The following is a 20,731-nucleotide window of genomic DNA, read 5'->3' on the forward strand; positions in this document are numbered from 1 at the left end:
ATTACGGACGGAAATCTCCGGTACCCCCGTTCCCGCCGCTGTGAACGGGTCTCCGGAGACCCTGGCGGAGACCGGCCACGCATGATACGCGCCAGTAGCACCCGTACGCCGTGCATTTCTGCGGAGTGAGGGTGCACACTACGCAGAGCGAGAGCCGCAACCGGCTCGCCCGTCGACCGGGCCCGCACATAGGAGAGGAAGGAGACGGGCGAGTGTTCAGCCGTATCGCCATCGTGAACCGAGGTGAGGCGGCGATGCGCCTCATCCACGCTGTCCGGGATCTCGCGGCGGAGACCGCACGGCCCATCGAAACCGTCGCGCTGCACACCGATGTCGACCGCAACGCCACGTTCGTGCGTGAGGCCGATATCGCCTACGATCTCGGACCCGCGTCCGCGCGTCCCTACCTGGACCTGAAGGCGCTGGAGAAGGCGCTCGTCGCCACCGGCGCCGACGCCGCCTGGGTCGGCTGGGGATTCGTCGCGGAGGATCCGGCGTTCGCCGAGCTCTGCAAGCAGATCGGGGTGACCTTCATCGGCCCCGACGCCGACGCGATGCGCAAACTCGGCGACAAGATCGGCGCGAAGCTGATCGCCGAGGAGGTCGGGGTACCGGTGGCGCCGTGGAGCCGTGGCGCCGTGGAGACCGTGGACGCGGCGGTCGCCGCCGCCGCCGAGATCGGCTACCCGCTGATGCTGAAGGCGACCGCCGGTGGCGGCGGCCGCGGTATCCGGGTCATCACCAATGAGTCCGAGCTGGTCGACGCCTATGAGCGCACCAGCCAGGAGGCGGCCCGCGCGTTCGGCAGCGGCATCGTCTTCCTGGAGCGGCTCGTCACCGGGGCGCGCCATGTCGAGGTCCAGGTCATCGCCGACGGTCAGGGCACCGCGTGGGCCCTGGGCGTGCGCGACTGCTCGGTGCAGCGCCGCAACCAGAAGGTCATCGAGGAATCGGCGTCGCCGGTGCTCGCGCCCGACCAGGCCGACGAGCTGAAGGCCTCCGCCGAGCGATTGGCGATAGCGGTGGGCTATCGCGGCGCGGCGACGGTGGAGTTCCTCTACCACCCCGGCGATCGGCTCTTCGCCTTCCTCGAGGTCAACACCCGCCTGCAGGTCGAGCACCCCATCACCGAATCCACCACCGGATTCGACCTGGTGCGCGCCCAGCTGCACGTGGCCTCCGGCGGCCGGCTCGAGGGTGAGCCCCCGGCCGAACGCGGGCACGCCATCGAGGCGCGCCTCAACGCCGAGGACCCCGATCGCGATTTCGCGCCCGCCCCGGGCCGGATCGCGCTGCTGGACCTGCCGGCCGGGCCGGGTATCCGCGTCGACACCGGCGTGAGCCAGGGCGACACCATCCCCGCCGATTTCGACTCGATGATCGCCAAGATCATCGCCTACGGCCGCGACCGTGACGAGGCGCTGGGCCGGCTGCGCCGCGCCGTCGCGCAGACCCGCGTCATCATCGAGGGCGGCGCCACCAACAAGAGCTTCGTCCTCGACCTGCTGAACCAGCCCGAGGTCATCGACGCCAGCGCCGATACCGGCTGGATCGACCGGGTGCGCGGCGAAGGCCGCCTGGTCTCCCATCAGCACACCGCCATCGCCCTGGCCGCCGCCGCCATCGACGCCTACGAGGAAGAGGAGCACGTCGAACGTCAGCGGCTGCTGTCCACCGCCTCCGGCGGCCGGCCGCAGGTGCAGCACGAGAGCGGCCGTCCGCTCGACCTCAAGTTGCGCGGTGCGAGCTACCGGGTGCGGGTCGCGCGGATCGGCGCGCACCGCTTCCGGATCGGCATCGAAGCCGCCGGCGATATCCGCACCGCCGATGTCGACCTGGAACGGTTCGACCGCCACACCGGGCAGATCGTGGTCAACGGCATCCGGTACCGCCTGGTCACCGGCACCCACGGACCGATCCACCTGGTGGACGTCGAGGGTGTCACCCACCGGGTCAGCCGGGACGAGGGCGGCGTCGTCCGCTCCCCCGCCCCCGCCCTGGTCGTCGCGACCCCGCTGGAGGTCGGCGCCGAGGTGGAGGCCGGGGCTCCGGTGCTGGTACTGGAGAGCATGAAGATGGAAACGGTGCTGCGCGCACCGTTCCGCGCCCGCCTCAAGGAATGCGCGGTATCCGTCGGCACCCAGGTCGAGACCGGTGCGCCCCTGCTGCGGCTGGAACCGCTGGCCGACGGCGACGAGGAGGCGGAGACCGCCGCCACCGAGACGGTCGAACTGGATCTGCCCGCCGATCCCACGCAGGCCCGGCCGCACGAGAAGTTGCTGCGCGGCCAGCAGGATCTGCGCAGCCTGCTGCTGGGCTTCGACGTCGATCCGCACGACGACCGCCGGGTGGTGGAGGACTACCTCGTCGCGCGCCGCGCGGCCGTCGCCGACAACCGCCGGCCGCTGGCCGAGGAGATCGAGCTGGTCCGCGTCTTCGCCGACCTCGCCGAACTCAGCCACAACCGGTCCTGGGACGAGGACGGCGGGCCCGGGCATGTGCACAGCGCCCGCGAGTACTTCCACACCTACCTGCAGAGTCTCGATGTGGAGCGGGCCGGACTGCCGGAGTCCTACCGGGCCGAGCTCGCCTCGGCGCTGGGTCACTACGGTGTCGGCGAGCTGGATCGCACCCCCGATCTCGAAGCCGCGGTGTTCCGCATCTTCCTGGCCCAGCAGCGGCCGGCCGATACCGTCACGGTGATCACCACGCTGCTGCGCGAATGGCTGCGGGAGCCGGTCCCGGACCGGGTTCTGCGCGAGCCGGTCGGCCTCACGCTCGAGCGGCTGGTGGCGGCCACCCAGGTGCGCTTCCCCGTCATCGCCGACCTGGCCCGCGGCCTGGTCTACGCCTGGTACGGCCAGCCGCTGCTGCGGCGCAACCGCGCCCGCGTGTACACCAACGTCCGCAAGAATCTCAGCCATCTGGACGCGAACCCCGCCAGCGCCGATCGCGCCGACCGCATCTCGGAGATGGTGCGCAGCACCGAACCGCTGGTGCGCCTGCTCGGCCAGCGGCTCTCGCGCGGCAGCGCCGACAACACGGTGATGCTCGAGGTGCTGACCCGGCGTTACTACGGCAACAAGGACCTGTCCGATGTCCGCACCCAGGAAGCCGGCGGCGCCTCGTTCGTCGTCGCCGAACGCCGTGGACTGAGCCTGGTTTCGGCCGCCGTGAAGTTCGACGCCCTGGGCACCACGCTGCGCGGGCTCGCGGAACTGGCCACGGGCACCGCGACCATCGAGGCCGATATCTACCTCGGCTGGGAGAAGCAGCCCGAGGATTTCGACGCGATGGCGGCCGCGCTGCAGGATGTGCTCGCCGCGCATCCGCTGCCCAACCAGGTCCATCGCATCACCGCCACCGTCGCGGGCAGCGGCAGCGCCGTTATGCACCACCACTTCACCTTCCGCCCCACCGCGACCGGCATGGTCGAGGAGCGGCTGATCCGCGGTCTGCACCCGTATATCGCGCAGCGGATGCAGATGAAGCGGCTGCACAAGTTCGACCTCACCCGCCTGCCCTCCTCCGACGACGACGAGGTCTACCTGTTCCGGTGTGTGGCGAAGGAGAACAAGGCCGACGAGCGCCTCATCGCCTTCGCGCAGGTCCGCGACCTGACCGCGCTGCGCGAGAACGACGGGCGGCTGGTCGCGCTGCCCACGGCGGAGAGCACCATCGCCACCTGCCTGGACTCCATCCGCCGGGCGCAGGCGGGCCGGCCGTCGGCCAAGCGGTTCCAGACCAACCGCATCGTCATGTACATCTGGCCGCCGATCGATATCACCCGCGCCGAACTGGAGGCGATCGTCGAACGCGTCCGGCCGACGACGGCGGGGTCAGGGCTGGAGGAGATCCTGCTCATCGCGCGCCAGCGCGACGAGCAGTCCGGTGAGCTCATGAAGCTCGCGCTGCGGATCACCTTCGATGCCACCGGCGGCACCGAGGTCACCGTCGGCGACCGCACCGACGATCCGGTCGAACCGCTCGACGAATACCGGCAGAAGGTGCTGCGCGCCGGTAGCCGCAATACGGTCTACCCCTACGAATTGACCGGCCAGCTCGGCGAATTCGTCGAACACGACCTCGACGCCGACCACGCGCTGGTCCCGGTGGACCGGCCCAGGGGCCGCAATACCGCGGCGATGGTGGCGGGCGTGGTGACCACGCCGACCGAACGCCATCCCGAAGGCGTCACCCGCGTGGTACTGCTCGGCGATCCGACGAAATCGCTGGGCGCGCTGTCGGAGCCGGAATGCCGCCGGGTGATCGCGGCCCTGGATCTGGCCGACCGGATGCAGGTACCGCTCGAGTGGTACGCGCTGTCCTCCGGCGCCCGGATCTCGATGTCGTCGGGTACCGAGAACATGGACTGGGTGGCGGCCGCGCTCAAGCGCATCGTCGAATTCACCCAGGACGGCAACGAGATCAATATCGTGGTCTCGGGGATCAATGTCGGGGCGCAGCCGTACTGGAACGCCGAGGCGACGATGCTCATGCACACCAAGGGCATCCTGGTCATGACCCCCGATTCGGCGATGGTCCTCACCGGCAAGCAGGCGCTGGACTTCTCCGGCGGTGTCTCGGCCGAGGACAACTTCGGTATCGGCGGTTACGACCGGGTGATGGGACCCAACGGCCAGGCGCAGTACTGGGCGCCGAATCTCCAGGCGGCCCGCGCCGTGCTGATGTCGCACTACGACCACACTTATGTGGTCCCCGGCGAGCAGGGACCGCGCCGGGCGCGGACCACCGACCCGGTGGACCGCGATATCTCCGATTTCCCGCATGTCATGGCGGACAGCGGTTTCACCACCGTCGGCGAGATCTTCTCCGCCACGGCGAATCCGGACCGCAAGAAGCCGTTCGATATCCGCACGGTGATGCGCGCGGTCGCCGACCAGGACCACGAGGTGCTGGAACGCTGGGCGGGGATGGCCGACGCCGAGACCTCGGTGGTCCAGGACGTGCACCTCGGCGGTATCCCGGTATGCCTGCTGGGTATCGAATCCCGGGGTGTGCCGCGCCGCGGTTTCCCGTCCACCGACGGCCCGGACACCTACACCGCGGGCACCCTGTTCCCGCGGTCGTCGAAGAAGGCCGCGCGGGCGATCAACGCGGCCAGCGGTAACCGGCCGCTGGTGGTGCTGGCCAACCTGTCCGGCTTCGACGGGTCGCCGGAGTCGATGCGCAAACTGCAGCTGGAGTACGGCGCCGAGATCGGCCGCGCGATCGTGAACTTCGAGGGCCCCATCGTGTTCACCGTGATCTCGCGGTACCACGGCGGCGCGTTCGTGGTGTTCTCCAAGACGCTCAACCCGAATATGACCGTGCTCGCGCTGGAGGGTTCGTTCGCCTCGGTGCTCGGTGGCGCACCGGCGGCCGCGGTGGTGTTCGCAGGTGAGGTCGACAAGCGCACCGCGACCGATCCGCGGGTCCGCGATCTGGAGGTCCGTGCCGCGAACGCGTCCGGTACCGATCGCGCGACCCTCACCGCGGAACTCGACGAGCTCCGGTCCTCGGTCCGCACCGAGAAACTCGGTGAGGTCGCCGCGGAATTCGACCGCGTGCACGATATCCATCGTGCGGTCGAGGTCGGTTCGGTCGACGCGGTGATCCGCGCCGCCGAACTGCGGCCGCGCATCATCGAGGCGATCGAGGCCAATCTGGCGAAATAACGCCGGGGCCGGCTTCGTCGAAAGGGCCGCCACGGGCGGGGCAGCGGTGATCACCGCTGCCCCGCCCGTTCGCTTCTCCTGTCCCGCACGGACGTCCGGCCGGATTCTTTCCGGTCCAGAGGAATATTCGCGTGAGATCGGGTACCCGGTTCTCGTCAGGCAGCCACACTTCTCTGGAGGTGCACCATGCCCGCGCTCACCGCGATGTTCGACCATGCCACGCGAACCCGCTCCGCCAATCCGCCCGCCGCACCCGTTTCCGGGCAATTACTGATCGGCTTCTGGGTGGTATCGGTCGCTCTCATCAGCCTGCTGCTGGCTCTGCTCTGAAAATTCGCGGCGCCGGGACACCCGGGCAATTCGCTTCCCCGTGAGCGCAATCCTCGCTGCCCGGGTATCCCGGCCCTACTGTCGCGCCATGACCAGCGGCACCACCTCACTCAACGACATCACCGAGGCCACCGCGAAAGCGGTGCGCGAGAACCCGGCCGGCGCCGCCGTGGTCTTCCGGGCCGCCGGAACTCCGCACGGCACGGTGGGCAGCACCGTCACCGCGGGCCTGCACCGCCTCGCGGTCGACGAACCTCCCGCCCTGGGCGGCGAGGACACCGCGCCCAACCCGGTAGAGGTCTATCTCGGCGCGCTGATCTCCTGCCAGATCGTCACCTACCGCTTCTGGGCGCAGCGCCTGGGGATCACGGTCGACGATCTGTCCGTCGAAGCGGAAGGCGATCTGGATGTCCGGGGCTTCTTCGGTCTCGACGATCGGGTCCGCGCCGGATTCCAGGCGGTCCGGGTGCGGGTCCGGATCACCGGCCCGGAAACCCCGCAGCGCTACGCCGAGTTGCAGGCCGCGGTGGACGCCCACTGCCCCGTCCTGGATCTCACCACCGGCGCGACCCCCGTCCACACCACCCTCGAAACCGCCTGACCCCACACTTCACACCGTCCGCCGACGACGGTCCGAGGCGCTGGCCGGCCTTCCTTGCCAGAGGGCCGCCGGTCTTCGTGGGTCGCACTCATAGTCTGATGCGCATATCCGAGTATCGTGATCTGATTACCTCGGTGATGGCCTCCCTGACGCCGATCCCGCTCTCCCGCAAACAGATCGGGACAGGAGGGCAGATCACCGGCCGCCCGATCCGGACGCCGCCGGCCGCGGGGATACCTACACTGCTCTTATGGTGGATCCCTTGAGCCTCGCCGTCGGCGCCGGCCTGCTCGGCATCGGCTGGGCGTGCGGTCGATTCGGCCATCGCGGGCGCCGGACGAACAAGAAACTGGTCGCCCGGTGCGGATGCGGACACGATTTGGCCTTGCACGACCGGGAATCCGGAACCTGCCACGCGGAAACCTCCCGGCGGGGTATGCACGGGCTGCGGGAATGGGTGCCGTGCCACTGCCGCCGCTACACCGGCCCGACGCCGCTGGAAGACGTCTTCGCCTCCCCCATACTCCCGCCCGAGGCCTGATCCGGCTATCCGGGCGCGGAACCGTCGCGGGTTCCGGTCTCGATCCCCGACGCGCCGGGCAGGTCGGCCAGTGTCACGACGTCGTGCAGATGATGCACTCCGGGCGCCAGACCCGCCGTGGCGCGTACGGCCGCGGCGGCGAGCAGCGCGGTCGCCCGTGACTGGCCGCGGCCGCGCGCCCAGGCCTCGTGCCCGGATACCGAGCGGGCCAGCACGATCCATCCGTCGCTACCGGGCAGCGGCAGCCCCCGTGGCATCCGGGCCGCACCCGGGACCCACGTCGCCAGCGCCAGCGCCGCCGTCGCCGCACGCGAGTCGAGTGCGAAGTAGGTACGGACGTCCACGCCCAGCCCGCGCGTCAGGATGTGCTGATCGGCGAAATCGGCCCGGAACATCCGGCGGCGCCGGAGGCCGGGTAGCTCGAATTTCCGCGGGCGCGTGAAATTGCGGACGGTCTCGTTCCCGGCGCGGAATCGCCGGCCCAGCAGTCCGTAGGTCCACTCCGTGGCGGCCGCACCGTGGTGCTCCCCCGCCCCCAGCAGGACCGCGATATCGATCGGGCCCGGCGACCGCTCGTGGACCGCCGCGGCGAGCAGCGTGGTGAGTCCGGGCGCCAGCCCCACGCTCAGGAGTACCGGGGCCTCGAACGCCGAGGCCTCCAGCAGGGCGGTGTATTCGGTGGACGCGGTGATGTCCACGAACGCGCGACCGCGCTCGGCGGCCGATCGCGCCAGGTCCGGGTCCTCGGCTCCGGAGGCATTGACGACGATATCGGCGTCGTCCAGCGCGGCCCGGTAGGAGCGTAATCCCGGCTCGCGCAGGTCGACGGCCACGTCGGCGCGACGCGGGTCACGCCCCGCGCCGCGCACCGCTATCCCGTCGGCCCGGAGCAGATCGACCAGATACTGCCCCACCGCCCCGTATCCGCCCAGGACGAGCACTCTCATCGGACCTCCCTCTCCTACCCCGACCGTACCGGCCCGCCGTCCGATTCGGCCACACGATCACCGGCCAGATCGCTGTGTCCCGCGGATGCCGTGACCCGGCCGCCCTCCGTCACCAGCCACTGCCCGCAGACGCAGCGCCAGTAGCGCACCGCGCCGTGTACGGACACCAGTCCGGGTGCGGGCCAGGAACAGGACAGGCAGACGATGGTCATACCCTCGAGTCTGGTGTAATGGTTCTATGCATTTCAACCCTTACGGTGGCGCCGCGGCGGAATTGGCGGCCCGGCTGGTCAATGCCTCCCCGGACCACGATCCGGCCGCGCTCCTGATCGAATCCGGCTACAAACCGGTCGGCACCGTAACCGCCAGGCAGGCCGCCGAACTGCGGCGCTGGGCGGCCCGCCTCGACGAGGTGTTCCGCGCTCCGGGGGTCGAGCCGATCAACACGCTGCTGGCGGAAACCACCAGTCGCCCCTATATCTCGACCCACGACGGCAGGGCCCCGCACCTGCACTACGCCGCCGAGGACGCGCCGATCGACGAACGGGTCAAGGCCTATACCGCCGCCGGGCTGGCCGAACTGTACTGCGAAGCGCCACACCGGATCGGGCGATGCGGCCGCGAACAATGCCCGCGGGTTTTCGTGGACACCTCACGTAACGGGCGGCGGCGCTTCTGCTCCGACCGCTGCGCCAACCGGGTGAACGTCGCCCGCCATCGCGCCAAGGCCGCGCATCCGTCCTGACCGGAACCCCGCGATCCGGGAACCTCAGGGCACCGGGACCGCCTCCAGGACGTTCTCGGGCGACAGGGTCGGCGTGCACGAGCGGAGCGTGAACCCCGCCTCGGCCAGCAGCGCCCGGTACTCGGATTCGGTCCGCTCCCGGCCGCCGGTGTTGACCAGCATCTCGAGATCGATGTAGTTACCGGGATGCGGACGGTCGTGCCCGGGCAGCACCAGTTCGATCAGCAGCAGCCGGGCCGCCGGGGACATCGCCGACCGCACCGTCCGCAGAATGTGGACGGCCCGGTCGGCGGGCCAATCGTGCAGGATGTGCTTGAGCAGGTAGGCGTCGGCACCCCCGGGCACACTGTCGAAGAACGACCCCGCTACCACCGTGCACCGCCCGCCGGGCCGCGCCTCGGGTAGCCATTCCGGTGCGCCGGCGACGACCTCCGGCAGATCGAACAGCACACCGCGGCAGCCGGGCGCGTGCCGCAGGATCGCCGACAGCAGCGCACCCCGGCCGCCGCCGATATCGACGATGCTGCGATAGCGGGTGAAATCATGAGCGGCCAGCACCGGTTCCTGCCCGAGACCGTCGATGCTGACCATGGCCCGCTCGAACATATCGCCGAGCGCGCGGTCGCCGCGGATCCGGGCGAAGAAGGTATCGGCGGGTACCGTCGGGCGGCCGGTGCGCACGGCGTCCACCAGGTGGGTCCACCGGTCCCGGTGTTCGGCCGACCCGTAGAACAGCACCGCGTCGCGCAGCGACACGGGCGCGTCCGCCCGCAGCGCCCGCGCCATCGGAGTGAGCGCGTAGCGCCCGTCACGCCGCCGCGCGAAGATCCCGTGCCCGGTCAGCAACCGCAGCAGCCGGTGCAAGGCGTCCTCGTCGGCTCCGACGGCGCGGGCCAGATCCGCCCCGTCGCGCGGTCCTTCGGCCAGCGCACCTGCGATATCGAGGGCCGCGGCCGCGTGGATCGCCTGGGACAGCCACCCCGCGGCCACCATTTCCAGTAACGCCAGATGACCGGGCGCCAGCCGGCGGTGCAGGGCCGGCAGGGCATCACGAATCCGTTCCACCGTGCGGATCACGGCCCGTGGCGGCGATTTCCGTGGATCGGAGCGCATCACGACTCCCTCTCGTGGACCGGTGTCCTCGCCGAGACTACGGCCGCGGCCGGACGCCGCCGCGCAATCGCCTGCCGTGTCGGTTCGCCGCCGCGTACGGCTCCCCCGCCAGCGACCGGTCAGCCCAGGATCAGGGGCACGATCCGGGTGCGCGCGAACCCCGCCAGCTGGGTCTCGGAGTCGAGATCCAGCGCCCCCACCGGCTGCAGGATCAGGGAGTGCACCAGTCGCGCGGCGATCTCCACCCGGGTGGTCAGGTCGGGAATCTCCGCGAGCCGCCGTTGCCGCAGCGCGCTGTCCAGCAGCGCCGAGGTCGTGCTGATGGCCATGGTGAAGAAGGCGCCGCCCTCGGTGGTGATCTGCGGCAGCAAACGGCCCGGTTCGAGGGTCAGCACCCGGTTGACCAGCCGGTGGTTGCGCCATCGGGTGATGACGGTGACGAAGAGATCGGCGACCACGGCGCCGATGTCCTCGTGCCGCGCCGGGATGGACTGCAGTTCACCGAGCAGATCTCCCACTTCCCGGGCGGTGACCGCGCGGACGAGATCGTCGCGGGATCCGATCCGGCGGTAGATGGTGCCGCGGTCGACCGATGCCCGCCGGGCGATATCGCCGATCGTCGTCTTCTTCACGCCGAACTCTTCGAACTGGGTGCGGGCGGCGTCGAGGATGCGGGTATCGATTCCGTCGGCGATGGGTCGGTCTTTCGAGGTGGGGGCGGGCGCGGACACGGCACCACGCTAGCAGCGATCGGGCCTTCTGCAACAAATTGAAAGAAATCGTTGCGACAACATTGCCATGCAATCTGTTGCATTGTACGGTTCTCGGTATGTCTGATGACAGTGCAGCGCCGCGCTCCTACCGGGACGAAGCCCACGCCATCCACGCCCGCGATGTGCATTTCGACTTCTCGACCGTTCCTATGCACTACATCCCCGGGGAAGTACTCGCCACTCATGTCACGAATGTGATGCATCTGGTGCTCCCCGAAGGCGAGCGCGCCATGGCAACCTGCCTCGCCGAAGCCCTGCCGTATATCGACGACGAGCGGCTCCGCGAGGAGGTCACCGGCTTCATCGGGCAGGAGTCCATGCACGCCGGCAGTCACGAGGGTGCCCGCGAGCACCTGCAGTCGATCGGCCTGGATGTGAAGTCCTACGTCGAGAAGGTCTCCTGGCTCGTGGACCGGGTCCTCGGTGATCACGGCCTCAGCGGCCGGGCCGAGGAGGAATGGCTCAAGGAGCGCCTCGGGCTCTTCGCCGGTATGGAGCACTTCACCGCCGTCATCGGCGAATGGCTGCTCGAATCCGATGTCCTCGAGGAACTCGGGATGCATCCGACCATGCTGGACCTGGTGCGCTGGCACGGCGCCGAGGAGGTCGAACACCGCAGTGTGGTCTTCGACGCCTATATGCACGTCGACGGCGGCTACGCCCGGCGGATGCGCACCGGGCTGCTGGCCAGCGGGCTGTTGCTGCCGCTGTTCGTGCTCTCGACGGCGTACATGTACCGCAAGGACCCGAGCCCGGCCAAGGGCCGGTTCTGGGGTCAGCAGTTCGTCAGCGCCACGCTGCGTGGCGTCATCCCCAGTTTCACCACGTTCTTCACCGAGATGCCGCGCTACCTGCGGCCCGGATTCCACCCCTCCCAGCTGGGGTCGATGGACAACGCGCTGCGCTATCTCGCGCACTCACCCGCGACCCGCGCATGACCACCCGCGACCCCGCCGCGACCGCGGGCCTGCGCCTGCTCGGTCTCGCCATGGACGCCTACAAGATGGTGTTCACCAATCCGGCCCTGTCGCCGCCGCGTCCCGTGCGGCGCAGCGGTTTCGATTTCGAGGTCCGGATCGAATCGGTGCGCGAGGAGGCCGCCGACGTCGTCTCCCTCGCCCTGGTGCGCCCGGACGGCGGGCAGCTCCCGTCCTGGAAACCGGGCTCCCACCTCGATGTCTTCCTGCCTTCCGGACGGCAGCGGCAGTACTCCCTGTGCGGTGACCCCCGGGAGCGTTTCCGCTACCGCATCGCGGTGCGCCGGATCGCGGACGGCGAGGGCGGATCGCTGGAGGTCCACGGGCTGCGGCCCGGGACGACCCTGCGGGTGCGGGGCCCCCGCAACGCCTTCACCTACGTCGATTCCGCCCCCTCGTACCTGTTCGTGGCGGCGGGAATCGGGATCACCCCGATCCTGCCGATGGCGCGCGCGGCGGGTGAGCGCGGACGTCTGGTCTATCTGGGCCGGTCCCGTGCGACCATGCCGTTCCTCGGCGAACTCCCCGAGAGCGCCGAGATCCGGCCCGACGACGAGGCCGGGACCCCCGATATCCCCGCCATCCTGGCCACCGCGGCGCCCGGCGCGGCGGTCTATGTCTGCGGGCCGCCGCCCGTGCTCGAGGCCGCCCAGCGGTCGATGTTCGCCCTGAATCCGGCGGGATCGCTGCACACCGAGCGCTTCTCGGCGCCGCCGGTCCTCGACGGCCGGGAATTCGACGTCACGCTGGCCAGATCCGGCCGCCGGGTGCGGGTGGGCGCCACCGAGACCACCCTGCGGGCCGTGCAGCGGGAGCTCCCGGACGTGGTGTTCTCCTGCCGCCAGGGTTTCTGCGGCACCTGTAAGACCCGGGTCCTGTCCGGGGATATCGACCACCGCGACCGCACCCTCACCGCCGGTGAACGTCCCGACCACATGCTCACCTGCGTATCCCGCGCCGCGGGCGAGTCGCTGGTTCTCGATCTCTGAAGCGAAAGGCACACCGCCTCATGGGCACACGTTTCGCGCTCGGCACCGCCGACGACACCTTCCTCGACACCGCCGCACACCGCTACACCCACGTCGTCGATATCCCGGCTCCCGCCGAGCGGGTCTGGGACACCCTGACCGCCGACGACGCGCTGGTCTCGTGGTCGCCGGTGATCACCGCCGCCCGCTGGACCTCGGCCCGGCCCTTCGGAGTCGGGACCACCCGCGAGGTCACCCTCGGCGGCGTCCTGCGGCTGGACGAACGGTTCTACCGCTGGGACGAAGGGTCGCGGATGACATTCACGGTCGATGCCGCCTCGGTACCCGGCCTGCGCCGCTTCGCCGAGGATCTCACCCTGCTCCCCCTCGCCACCGGCACCCGGCTGGTCTGGACCTTCGCGCTCGAAGGAAAGCCGGCCCTGCGCCCGCTGCTGCTCGCGGCGAGCCCGGTCAACCGGTTCGTCACGCAATCCATCGCCCGGGGCACCACCCGGGGCGTGCGCGCCGCGTCCACCGGAGCCCGCCGATGAGCGCCCCCGCCGCGGAACATCACCGCATCGTCGTGCTCGGCGCCGGATTCGGCGGAATCGGACTGGCGATCGCCCTGCGCAAGGCCGGATTCGACGATCTGGTGGTGATCGAACGCGCCGCCGACCTGGGTGGCACCTGGCAGGCGAACACCTATCCCGGCGCCGCCTGCGATGTGCCGTCGCATCTGTACAGCTATTCCTTCGCGCCCAATCCCGACTGGTCGCGGATGTACGGCAAACAGGGGGAGATCCTCGAATACCTGCGCGGGGTCGCCGTGGCGCACGATGTCGTGCGTCATATCCGGTTGAACACCGAACTGCTCGAGGCCCGCTGGGACGAGGACAGCGCGCGGTGGCGGATCGATACCTCGCAGGGTGTGCTCACCGCGGACTATTTCATCTCCGCGGCCGGCGTGTTCGCCGAGGCGAAATATCCCGAACTGCCCGGTCTCGCCGATTTCGAGGGCACCGCGTTCCATTCCCTGCACTGGGACCACGAGCACGATCTCACCGGTGAGCGGGTCGCGGTGATCGGCACCGGCGCGTCGGCGGTGCAGTTCGTTCCCGAGATCGCGCCGCGGGTCGCCGCACTCACCGTTTTCCAGCGTTCGGCGCCGTGGATCGTGCCGCGGATGGACCGCGAGACCCTCGGACTCGAACGCAGTCTGCTGCGCCGGTTGCCGCTGGCGCAGAAAGCGATCCGCGGGACCTGGTACACGCTGATCGAGGGATTCGGCCTGGTCGGTTTCGTGGACAACCGGTTCCGGCATCCCTATGAACTGCTCGGCCGGTTCCAGCTGCGGCGCCAGATCCGGGATCCGCAGGTACGGCGCAAGGCGACTCCCGACTACATCATCGGCTGTAAGCGCGCGATCTTCTCCGACGCCTATCTGCCGGCCCTGGACCGCGACAATGTCGACGTGGTCACCGACGGGATCGCCGAGGTCCGGGCCCGGTCCATCGTCACCCGCGCCGGCGCCGAGATCCCGGTCGACACCCTCATCTACGGCACCGGATTCACCCCGATTCCGAGCGCCTTCGAGCGGATCGTCGGCCGCGACGAGACGACCATCGCCGATCTCTACCACGACCATCCGCAGACGTATCTGGGTACCGCGATCGCGGGATTCCCGAACTTCTTCTGCACCCTCGGCCCCTTCGGCGCGGCCGGGAACCAGTCGGCGATCTTCATGCTGGAATCACAGATCACCTACATCGTGGACGCCCTGACCACCCTCCGCGACGAGGGCGCCCGCCGGGTCGAGGTCCGCCGCGACACCCAGGACGCCTTCGTCGACGAAATGGCGCGCCGCAGCGCCGATACGGTCTGGCTCACCGGCGGCTGCCAGAGCTACTACACCACTCCCGACGGCGGCAACGCCGGGCTGTACCCGAACTGGAGTTTCGAATACCGCCGCCGCACCAGGCGGTTCGACGCCGATTCCTACGAGGTGACCCGATGAAGCCGAAACTGCCCGACCCCCTGGGCCTGCTCGCACCGGTCACCTACGACGTGAAGGACAAGGTCGCGCTGGTGACCGGCGCCGGCCAGGGCATCGGACTCGAGCTCGTCACCCTGCTGCACCGGCGCGGCGCCGTGGTGGTGGTCGTCGATATCGACGAGACCGCGGCCCTGCGCACCGCCGAAAGCCTCGGCGCCCGCGCGCACGGGATCGGCGCCGACGTCGCCGATCGCGCGCGGATGGAACAGGTGATGGCCGAGGTGGACGAGCGGTTCGGCGGGCTGGATATCGTCGTCGCCAACGCCGGGGTGACACCGGTGCCCGCGACGATCCGCACCATGGAACCCGACGATTTCGACCGGGTGCTGCGGATCAACCTGACCGGCGTCTTCAATACCGTGCATCCCGCGCTGGACCAGATCGTGCGCAGCAGGGGGCATGTGGTCGTGGTCTCCTCCTGCGCCGCCTTCGCCCCCGGTATGGGCGGTTCGCCGTACATGGTGAGCAAGGCCGCTGTGGAACAGTTCGGCCGGGCGCTGCGGGTGGAACTGGCGGCTTCCGGCGCCACCGCGGGCATCGCCTACTTCGGTCTGGTGGAGACCCCGATGACCCACGATATGCTCGACGCCGACGATCTCGGCCGCCGGATCAACGGACTGCTGCCGTGGCCGCTGAACGTCCGGATCTCCGCGGCCGAGGCGGCGCGCACCATCGCCGACGGGATCGGCCGGCGGGCGCCCCGCACCATCGCACCGAGCGGATGGCGGCCCTACGCACTGCTGCGCGGCATGGTCAACACGGTGCTGGACAGCCGCCTCGCCGCCGACGCGACCGTGCAGGAACTGGTCCGGGCGATCGAGAAGCGGCGATGACCGGCGGGCCGGTGCGCGGCTCGTGGCAGTCGCGCACCGTACGGCAGATCTCCGCCCTCACCGCCCGGCGGCTGGCCGCGCTCGCCCCCGTGAATGCCCACACCCTGCCCGCCGCGCGCGCCGTACTCGACCACGCCCTGCGCGCCGCCGCCCCCACTCTGCGCGGTACCACGATCGATTCGGTGCGCGCCGGCGCGGTGCGGGGGGAATGGATCCGCGGACCTCGGGCCGGCCGCGGCGACGCGGTCGTTCTCTACGTCCACGGCGGCGGTTTCGTCGCCGGGTCGGCGGCCGGATACCGCGGGGTGGCGTCCCGGCTGTCGACGGCGACCCGGCTGCCGGTGTTCACCCTCGACTACCGGCTCGCTCCCGAACATCCGTTCCCGGCGGCGCCGCGGGACGTCGCCGGCGCCTATCGATGGCTCACCGAGCACGGCCACGACCGGGTGATCGTCGCGGGCGATTCGGCCGGCGGCTTTCTCGCCGCGGATTTCGCCATCACCCGTGCCGGGGAGGGCGCACCGGCGCCGGCGGCCCTCGTACTGTTCTCGCCGCTCACCGATCTGAGCCTCGCCCTGGCCCGCACCTACGAGCACGCCGCCACCGACGGACTGCTGTCGGCGCGGCTGTCCCGCCGCGCCGTCGCGCATTTCACCACCGATCCCCTCGACCTGCGACCGGTCCGCGGAATGCCGTTGCCGCCGGCCCTCATCCACGCCTCCGATACCGAATTCTTCGGCGGCGACGCGGTGGCCCTCGCCGAGCGCTGGTCCGCCGCGGGCGCCCACTGCGAACTGCGCGTCTGGCGCGACCAGATGCACGCGTTCCAGGTCATGCCCGCACTCGTGCCCGAATCGCGATTCTCCTACCGGGCCACCGCCCGTTTCGTCTCCTCGGTCCTCGACCCCACCGCAGCCGCGGTCTGATCCGGAAGAAATCTCTCGTGCGCACAGCCCGTTTCACCACCCTGCCCGCCGCGTTCCAGCACATCTCCGCCCTGGCCCCCGACGCGATCGCCCTGCGCACCCCGGGTAGCGCGCACACCCTCACCTGGGGCGAATACGCCGAGCAGGTACGCGAATACGCGGCCGGGCTCGCCGGCCTGGGGGTGCGCCGCGGCGACACCGTCGCGCTGATGATGGCCAACCGGATCGAGTTCTATCCGCTGGAGGTGGCCGCGCAGCATCTGGGAGCGACCTCGTTCTCGGTGTACAACACCCTCGCCGACGACCAGCTCGGTCATGTTCTCGGCAACGCCGGGCCCCGGGTGGTGATCTGCGAAGCCCAGTACGTCGACCGGCTGCGCGCGTGCGGCGCGGATATCGATCATCTCGTCTGCGTGGACGACGCACCGGACGGCACCTGGTCGACCGAGGAGCTGCTCGCCTCGGCCCGCATCGATTTCGATTTCGACGCGGCCTGGCGCGCGGTGCGGGCCGACGATATCGCCACCCTCATCTACACCTCCGGCACCACCGGCGCGCCCAAAGGTGTGGAAACCAGTCACGCCAACCTGCTCTTCCAGATCTACGGGATCGCCGACGTGCTGGGTATCGAATTCGGTGACACCATCACCTCGTTCATGCCGAGCGCCCATATCGCCGACCGCCTCACCGCCCTCTACGTCCAGGAAGTGCTGGGCACACAGGTGACCTGCGTGGACGACCCCAAGAACATCGGGGCGGCGCTGGCCGATCTGCGCCCCACCATCTGGGGCGCGGTACCGCGGGTCTGGGAGAAACTGCGGGCGGGTATCGAATTCAAGGTCGCCGCCGAACCCGACGAGCAGCGACGCGGCGCCCTGCGGTGGGCACTGTCGATCGCCACCGCACGCGGTGAACGCCTGCTGTCCGGTGAGCCGATGCCCGCCGAGCTCGACGCCGAATGGCAGCGCGCCGACGAACTCGTACTGCGCGGGCTGCGGGCGGCGCTCGGCCTGGACCGGGTGCGCTGGGCCATGTCGGGCGCGGCCCCCATTCCGCCCGCGACGCTCGGTTTCTTCGCCGGCCTCGGGGTGCCGATCACCGAGATCTGGGGGATGTCGGAACTGTCCTGTATCTGCAGTGTGAGCCATCCGCGGGATGTACGGCTGGGCACGGTCGGACGGCTGCTGCCCGGTATGGAATCCCGGTTCGGCCCGGACGGCGAACTCCAGGTCCGGGGTCCGCTGGTGATGAAAGGGTATCGGGGTCGGCCGGGCAAGACCGCCGAGGCGATCGACGGCGACGGCTGGTTGCACACCGGCGATATCGTCACCACCGACGACGACGGTTATCTGCGTGTGGTCGATCGCAAGAAAGAGATCATCATCAACGCGTCGGGCAAGAATATGTCCCCCACCCATATCGAGAACACGATCAAGGCCGCGACCCCGTTGATCGGCGCCATGGCCGTGATCGGTGAGGGCCGCGCCTACAACACCGCGCTCCTCGTGCTCGACGCCGAATCCACCGGGCCCTACGCCCGGCAACACGGACTCGCCGACGCTTCCGCCGCCGCGCTGGCCGCCGAACCGTCGGTGGTGGCGGCGATCTCGGCCGGGGTCGCCGCGGGCAACGCCCGGCTGGCCCGGGTGGAGCAGATCAAACGGTTCGTGATCCTGCCGGTGTTCTGGGAGGCGGGCGGCGACGAGGTGACCCTGACCATGAAACTCAAACGCGCCGTCATCGCGCAGAAGTACGCGGACCGGATCGACGGGCTGTACGGCGACCGGCCGCCTGCGGATGTGCGTGAACCCGCCGCCGCCACCGTCGCCGCGAGCTGATCCGGGCCGGCCGTCGCGGCGGTTCGATCCCGGCGCCACCGCGGCGTCCGGATCGAATTCCGCCTCGCCGGTCCCGGCCCCGGACTAGACCTCGAGTTCCTCTTCGATCCCGCGCAGGCGATGCCGGGCCAGCGCGAGGTTGGCCCGGCCGCGATCGAGCGCCAGATAGAGGAACAGGCCCTTGGATTTACGGCCGGTCATCGGTCGGATGATGTGGTACTGCGCGCTGAGCGTGATGAGGATGTCCTCGATATCCTCCTGCAGGCCCAGCTGTTCGATGGTGCGCAACTTCGCCCGCACCACCTCGGTGTTACCGGCCGCCGCGACATGCAGATCGAGCGCCTTGGAGCTCCCCGCCATTCCCAGTGCCATTCCACTGTTCCAGTCGACGACGGCGGCGCCGATCGAACCGTCGATCGACATCATGTCCTTGAGCGCCAAATCCAGATCGGACATAGGTCATTCCTCTCGCTTTTTCTCTTCCGGCCCCGCGGGCCTAGTTCCTCGAGTTCGTCCCGGACTGCCGGGAACTCGCCGCCAGATGCTCTGCGATCGCGCGCGCCACCGGCCGGCATTCCAGATGCAATCTGCCGATGTTGACCTCCGGACCGGCGAGCACCGTCAGCGCCGCCCAGCCGGCCGCGTAGATCACCACGTGCCCGGCGGTACCGTTCACCACCACGGCCTGGAAAACGCCTCCGTGCGCGGTACCGGCCAGCCGATCCGAGAGCGACAGCTGCGCCGCCGCCAGCGCGGCCATCCCGGTGGGTTCGATATGCACGGGTAGGTCGTGGGTGACCAGTAGTCCGTCGCTGGAGGCGACCAGCGAACCGGTCAGCCCGGGTACGCGTTCGCGCAGACCCTGCAGTTCCGTCAGCACCACCTCGTGCGGTTCGGGTCCGGTCATCGGCACCTTGGTCAGCCTCCCCATCAGTTCTCCGAACAAGTTCTTTCGCGCTGTCACGCGAGATCCTCCAGAGCTGCCCGCAGCCGGACGAGCAGGTCACGGTCCACGGGCTCCCAGTCGTCGGCGTCGGGCACCGGGGTGGCCTGCCGGACGCGCCGCCGCAACGGCGGTTCGGCCGGACCGGTAACCGCCTGCCGCGCCACCGGTTCGGCGGCCACCTGCGCAACCGCCGCGCCGGCGCCGGCCGGCCCGGCGACCGGATCCGCTCCGGGCGGTGCTTCGATCAGCCCGGCCTCGGTGAGTTCCCGGACCGCCTCCAGGCAGCCGTACGCCGTGCGTCCCAGCTCCCGGGCGATTCCGGTGACGCTGCGGCGGGCATCGGCCGCCGCCAGGACCTCGGCCTGACTTCCGGTGAGCACGACCCGGCGCCGCCGGATCCGCCGGACCGGGACCACCACGGCCCGGTCCACCAGTTCCGCGGGCCACGGACCCGATTCCGGATCGCCGCGCCGGGCGCATTCGTGGACCAGCGCCCGGGGCCGGATATGGCAGACCTTCGACAGCCAATGCGCGGGCGCGGGCCGGAATTCGGGCACCACCGGCGTCCCCAGCAGGAAATACGCGGCGTCGAACACCGACAGCAGCGCCAGGGTCTCCAGCAGCGGCCGTCCCAGGACCGGACTCGGATCACCCTCACCGGCGCGCCGCCAGTCCTCGGCGCTCGCCACACCCGCCTCGACGACCAGGCGATCGAGACCGGTGGTCCGGCGGCAGGCGGCGGAGGCGATGGCGCCGCCGGCCAGGTGGAACTCCCCGTCGCCCACCTGCAGGATGCCGGTGCGTCCCTCGTCCTCCAGCCGCCGCAGTTCCGCGGCGAGCTCAACGCTCATGGTCGCCCTCGGTCAGTTCGGTGAGGATGCCGCGCAGCCGGAATCGCGCCATCGCGAGATTGCCGTTGTCCTCGTCGAACAGCACGTGCACGAAGAGGCGGCCGTCGAAATCGCCGTCGACGAGGTTCAGTAGGTGATAACCGCCGGTCCCGCACACGATGATCTCGGTGATGTCGTCATCGCTGTCCCCGGTGGCGAGCGCCGGACAGGCCAGGACCGCTCGCACCACATCGGTGGTGGCCGCGGCGTCCTCGTGCTGGTCGACCAGTTCGTGCCGCCCCGCGCCGGCCACGGCCAGACCGCTCGCGCCGTCCACCAGTGTCACACTTCGAGCCCCCGGGATGTCCATGATGCGTTCCAGACATCCATCGATTCCGATCACTGCGCCTCTACTCGTCCCATGAGTGTTTCAGATTTCAGAGACACTACACATAGGTGCCGATGGACGCCGGACGAATGGGGGCCGGAACCGGGTACCCGTTCGCGTGTCGCGAGAAACACGCCCTGCGGCAACAGATTTCCCGCTCAGGGGGCTTACCGAGAACACGTCCGGCCGATCCACTCCCCCGCTCCGGCGGCGCCGCGCGTTCCCGGCCGCCGCGTGACGGGGG

General features: G+C 70.0%; 20 protein-coding genes. 12 read left to right on the top strand and 8 right to left on the bottom strand.

Going from position 1 to position 20,731, the window contains the following annotated elements; genetic code table 11:
* The first annotated feature begins 212 nt into the window (after nt 1-212).
* From ACZ6SF_RS08135 to ACZ6SF_RS08150, 4 genes are all read left to right on the top strand, one after another.
* Nucleotides 213-5,678, top strand: coding sequence for an ATP-binding protein (locus tag ACZ6SF_RS08135; RefSeq protein WP_466061247.1), 5,466 nt, complete (start codon nt 213-215; stop codon nt 5,676-5,678).
* A gap of 186 nt (nt 5,679-5,864) precedes the next feature.
* On the top strand, nt 5,865-6,008 hold the full coding sequence (locus ACZ6SF_RS08140; RefSeq protein ID WP_466061248.1) for a hypothetical protein: 144 nt from the start codon (nt 5,865-5,867) through the stop codon (nt 6,006-6,008).
* Between the two features lie 88 nt (nt 6,009-6,096).
* Nucleotides 6,097-6,609, top strand: coding sequence for an OsmC family protein (locus ACZ6SF_RS08145; RefSeq protein WP_466061249.1), 513 nt, complete (start codon nt 6,097-6,099; stop codon nt 6,607-6,609).
* A gap of 250 nt (nt 6,610-6,859) precedes the next feature.
* Nucleotides 6,860-7,150, top strand: coding sequence for a hypothetical protein (locus ACZ6SF_RS08150; protein WP_466061250.1), 291 nt, complete (start codon nt 6,860-6,862; stop codon nt 7,148-7,150).
* Nucleotides 7,151-7,155: 5 nt separating this feature from the next.
* Here ACZ6SF_RS08150 and ACZ6SF_RS08155 read toward each other — a convergent pair whose 3' ends face one another.
* On the bottom strand, nt 7,156-8,097 hold the full coding sequence (locus tag ACZ6SF_RS08155) for an NAD-dependent epimerase/dehydratase family protein (protein ID WP_466061251.1): 942 nt from the start codon (nt 8,095-8,097) through the stop codon (nt 7,156-7,158).
* Between the two features lie 14 nt (nt 8,098-8,111).
* Nucleotides 8,112-8,309, bottom strand: coding sequence for a hypothetical protein (locus ACZ6SF_RS08160; protein WP_466061252.1), 198 nt, complete (start codon nt 8,307-8,309; stop codon nt 8,112-8,114).
* A gap of 26 nt (nt 8,310-8,335) precedes the next feature.
* Here ACZ6SF_RS08160 and ACZ6SF_RS08165 point away from each other — a divergent pair, with 26 nt between their 5' ends.
* On the top strand, nt 8,336-8,842 hold the full coding sequence (locus ACZ6SF_RS08165; RefSeq protein WP_466061253.1) for a CGNR zinc finger domain-containing protein: 507 nt from the start codon (nt 8,336-8,338) through the stop codon (nt 8,840-8,842).
* A 24-nt stretch (nt 8,843-8,866) separates the two neighbouring features.
* Here ACZ6SF_RS08165 and ACZ6SF_RS08170 read toward each other — a convergent pair whose 3' ends face one another.
* A complete protein-coding gene (locus ACZ6SF_RS08170; RefSeq protein ID WP_466061254.1) occupies nt 8,867-9,955 on the bottom strand; it encodes a methyltransferase in 1,089 nt (362 codons plus the stop codon).
* A gap of 119 nt (nt 9,956-10,074) precedes the next feature.
* The gene (locus tag ACZ6SF_RS08175) at nt 10,075-10,686 is read right to left on the bottom strand and encodes a TetR/AcrR family transcriptional regulator (protein WP_466061255.1); all 612 of its coding nucleotides are present in this window, start codon (nt 10,684-10,686) and stop codon (nt 10,075-10,077) included.
* Between the two features lie 98 nt (nt 10,687-10,784).
* Between ACZ6SF_RS08175 and ACZ6SF_RS08180 the strand changes: the two genes are divergently transcribed.
* From ACZ6SF_RS08180 to fadD11, 7 genes are read left to right on the top strand one after another with little or no spacing between them, the layout of a single operon-like run.
* Complete coding sequence (locus ACZ6SF_RS08180) at nt 10,785-11,666, top strand: metal-dependent hydrolase (protein WP_466061256.1); 882 nt, start codon at nt 10,785-10,787, stop codon at nt 11,664-11,666.
* On the top strand, nt 11,663-12,694 hold the full coding sequence (locus ACZ6SF_RS08185; RefSeq protein ID WP_466061257.1) for a PDR/VanB family oxidoreductase: 1,032 nt from the start codon (nt 11,663-11,665) through the stop codon (nt 12,692-12,694). The genes ACZ6SF_RS08180 and ACZ6SF_RS08185 overlap by 4 nt, the downstream gene beginning before the upstream one ends.
* Before the next feature lie 20 nt (nt 12,695-12,714).
* Nucleotides 12,715-13,224, top strand: a complete 510-nt coding sequence (locus tag ACZ6SF_RS08190; protein WP_466061258.1) for an SRPBCC family protein — start codon at nt 12,715-12,717, stop codon at nt 13,222-13,224.
* Entirely contained in the window at nt 13,221-14,687 is a 1,467-nt protein-coding gene (locus ACZ6SF_RS08195; RefSeq protein ID WP_466061259.1) for a flavin-containing monooxygenase, read from the top strand. Before ACZ6SF_RS08190 ends, ACZ6SF_RS08195 begins: the two co-directional genes overlap by 4 nt.
* Complete coding sequence (locus ACZ6SF_RS08200; protein WP_466061260.1) at nt 14,684-15,559, top strand: short-chain dehydrogenase/reductase; 876 nt, start codon at nt 14,684-14,686, stop codon at nt 15,557-15,559. The genes ACZ6SF_RS08195 and ACZ6SF_RS08200 overlap by 4 nt, the downstream gene beginning before the upstream one ends.
* Nucleotides 15,556-16,485 (top strand): alpha/beta hydrolase, encoded by a 930-nt coding sequence (locus ACZ6SF_RS08205; protein WP_466061261.1) that lies wholly within the window; start codon nt 15,556-15,558, stop codon nt 16,483-16,485. The genes ACZ6SF_RS08200 and ACZ6SF_RS08205 overlap by 4 nt, the downstream gene beginning before the upstream one ends.
* Nucleotides 16,486-16,502: 17 nt before the next feature.
* A complete protein-coding gene (gene fadD11 / locus ACZ6SF_RS08210; protein ID WP_466061262.1) occupies nt 16,503-18,323 on the top strand; it encodes a fatty acid--CoA ligase FadD11 in 1,821 nt (606 codons plus the stop codon).
* An 84-nt stretch (nt 18,324-18,407) separates the two neighbouring features.
* Here fadD11 and ACZ6SF_RS08215 read toward each other — a convergent pair whose 3' ends face one another.
* From ACZ6SF_RS08215 to ACZ6SF_RS08230, 4 genes are read right to left on the bottom strand one after another with little or no spacing between them, the layout of a single operon-like run.
* Nucleotides 18,408-18,779: a hypothetical protein gene (locus tag ACZ6SF_RS08215; protein WP_449996550.1), complete on the bottom strand. Its 372-nt coding sequence runs from the start codon at nt 18,777-18,779 to the stop codon at nt 18,408-18,410.
* Between the two features lie 40 nt (nt 18,780-18,819).
* Nucleotides 18,820-19,287 carry a roadblock/LC7 domain-containing protein gene (locus ACZ6SF_RS08220; RefSeq protein WP_466061263.1) on the bottom strand — a complete coding sequence of 156 codons (468 nt, stop codon included), beginning with the start codon at nt 19,285-19,287 and terminating at the stop codon, nt 18,820-18,822.
* Nucleotides 19,284-20,120, bottom strand: a complete 837-nt coding sequence (locus ACZ6SF_RS08225) for a hypothetical protein (RefSeq protein ID WP_466061264.1) — start codon at nt 20,118-20,120, stop codon at nt 19,284-19,286. The genes ACZ6SF_RS08220 and ACZ6SF_RS08225 overlap by 4 nt, the downstream gene beginning before the upstream one ends.
* Nucleotides 20,110-20,502, bottom strand: a complete 393-nt coding sequence (locus ACZ6SF_RS08230) for a hypothetical protein (RefSeq protein WP_466061265.1) — start codon at nt 20,500-20,502, stop codon at nt 20,110-20,112. The genes ACZ6SF_RS08225 and ACZ6SF_RS08230 overlap by 11 nt, the downstream gene beginning before the upstream one ends.
* Nucleotides 20,503-20,731: the final 229 nt, after the last annotated feature.

Source organism: Nocardia sp. NPDC049935 (genome assembly GCF_055586645.1).

Bases quoted from the DNA above. Each gene is read 5' to 3' on its own strand.
- ACZ6SF_RS08190 (WP_466061258.1), top strand. From the start codon at position 12,715: ATGGGCACACGTTTCGCGCTCGGCACCGCCGACGACACCTTCCTCGAC.
- ACZ6SF_RS08170 (WP_466061254.1), bottom strand. From the start codon at position 9,955: ATGCGCTCCGATCCACGGAAATCGCCGCCACGGGCCGTGATCCGCACG.
- ACZ6SF_RS08145 (WP_466061249.1), top strand. From the start codon at position 6,097: ATGACCAGCGGCACCACCTCACTCAACGACATCACCGAGGCCACCGCG.
- ACZ6SF_RS08225 (WP_466061264.1), bottom strand. From the start codon at position 20,120: ATGAGCGTTGAGCTCGCCGCGGAACTGCGGCGGCTGGAGGACGAGGGA.
- ACZ6SF_RS08165 (WP_466061253.1), top strand. From the start codon at position 8,336: ATGCATTTCAACCCTTACGGTGGCGCCGCGGCGGAATTGGCGGCCCGG.
- ACZ6SF_RS08155 (WP_466061251.1), bottom strand. From the start codon at position 8,097: ATGAGAGTGCTCGTCCTGGGCGGATACGGGGCGGTGGGGCAGTATCTG.
- ACZ6SF_RS08185 (WP_466061257.1), top strand. From the start codon at position 11,663: ATGACCACCCGCGACCCCGCCGCGACCGCGGGCCTGCGCCTGCTCGGT.
- ACZ6SF_RS08195 (WP_466061259.1), top strand. From the start codon at position 13,221: ATGAGCGCCCCCGCCGCGGAACATCACCGCATCGTCGTGCTCGGCGCC.
- ACZ6SF_RS08160 (WP_466061252.1), bottom strand. From the start codon at position 8,309: ATGACCATCGTCTGCCTGTCCTGTTCCTGGCCCGCACCCGGACTGGTG.
- ACZ6SF_RS08205 (WP_466061261.1), top strand. From the start codon at position 15,556: ATGACCGGCGGGCCGGTGCGCGGCTCGTGGCAGTCGCGCACCGTACGG.
- ACZ6SF_RS08180 (WP_466061256.1), top strand. From the start codon at position 10,785: ATGTCTGATGACAGTGCAGCGCCGCGCTCCTACCGGGACGAAGCCCAC.
- ACZ6SF_RS08150 (WP_466061250.1), top strand. From the start codon at position 6,860: ATGGTGGATCCCTTGAGCCTCGCCGTCGGCGCCGGCCTGCTCGGCATC.
- ACZ6SF_RS08215 (WP_449996550.1), bottom strand. From the start codon at position 18,779: ATGTCCGATCTGGATTTGGCGCTCAAGGACATGATGTCGATCGACGGT.
- ACZ6SF_RS08140 (WP_466061248.1), top strand. From the start codon at position 5,865: ATGCCCGCGCTCACCGCGATGTTCGACCATGCCACGCGAACCCGCTCC.
- ACZ6SF_RS08200 (WP_466061260.1), top strand. From the start codon at position 14,684: ATGAAGCCGAAACTGCCCGACCCCCTGGGCCTGCTCGCACCGGTCACC.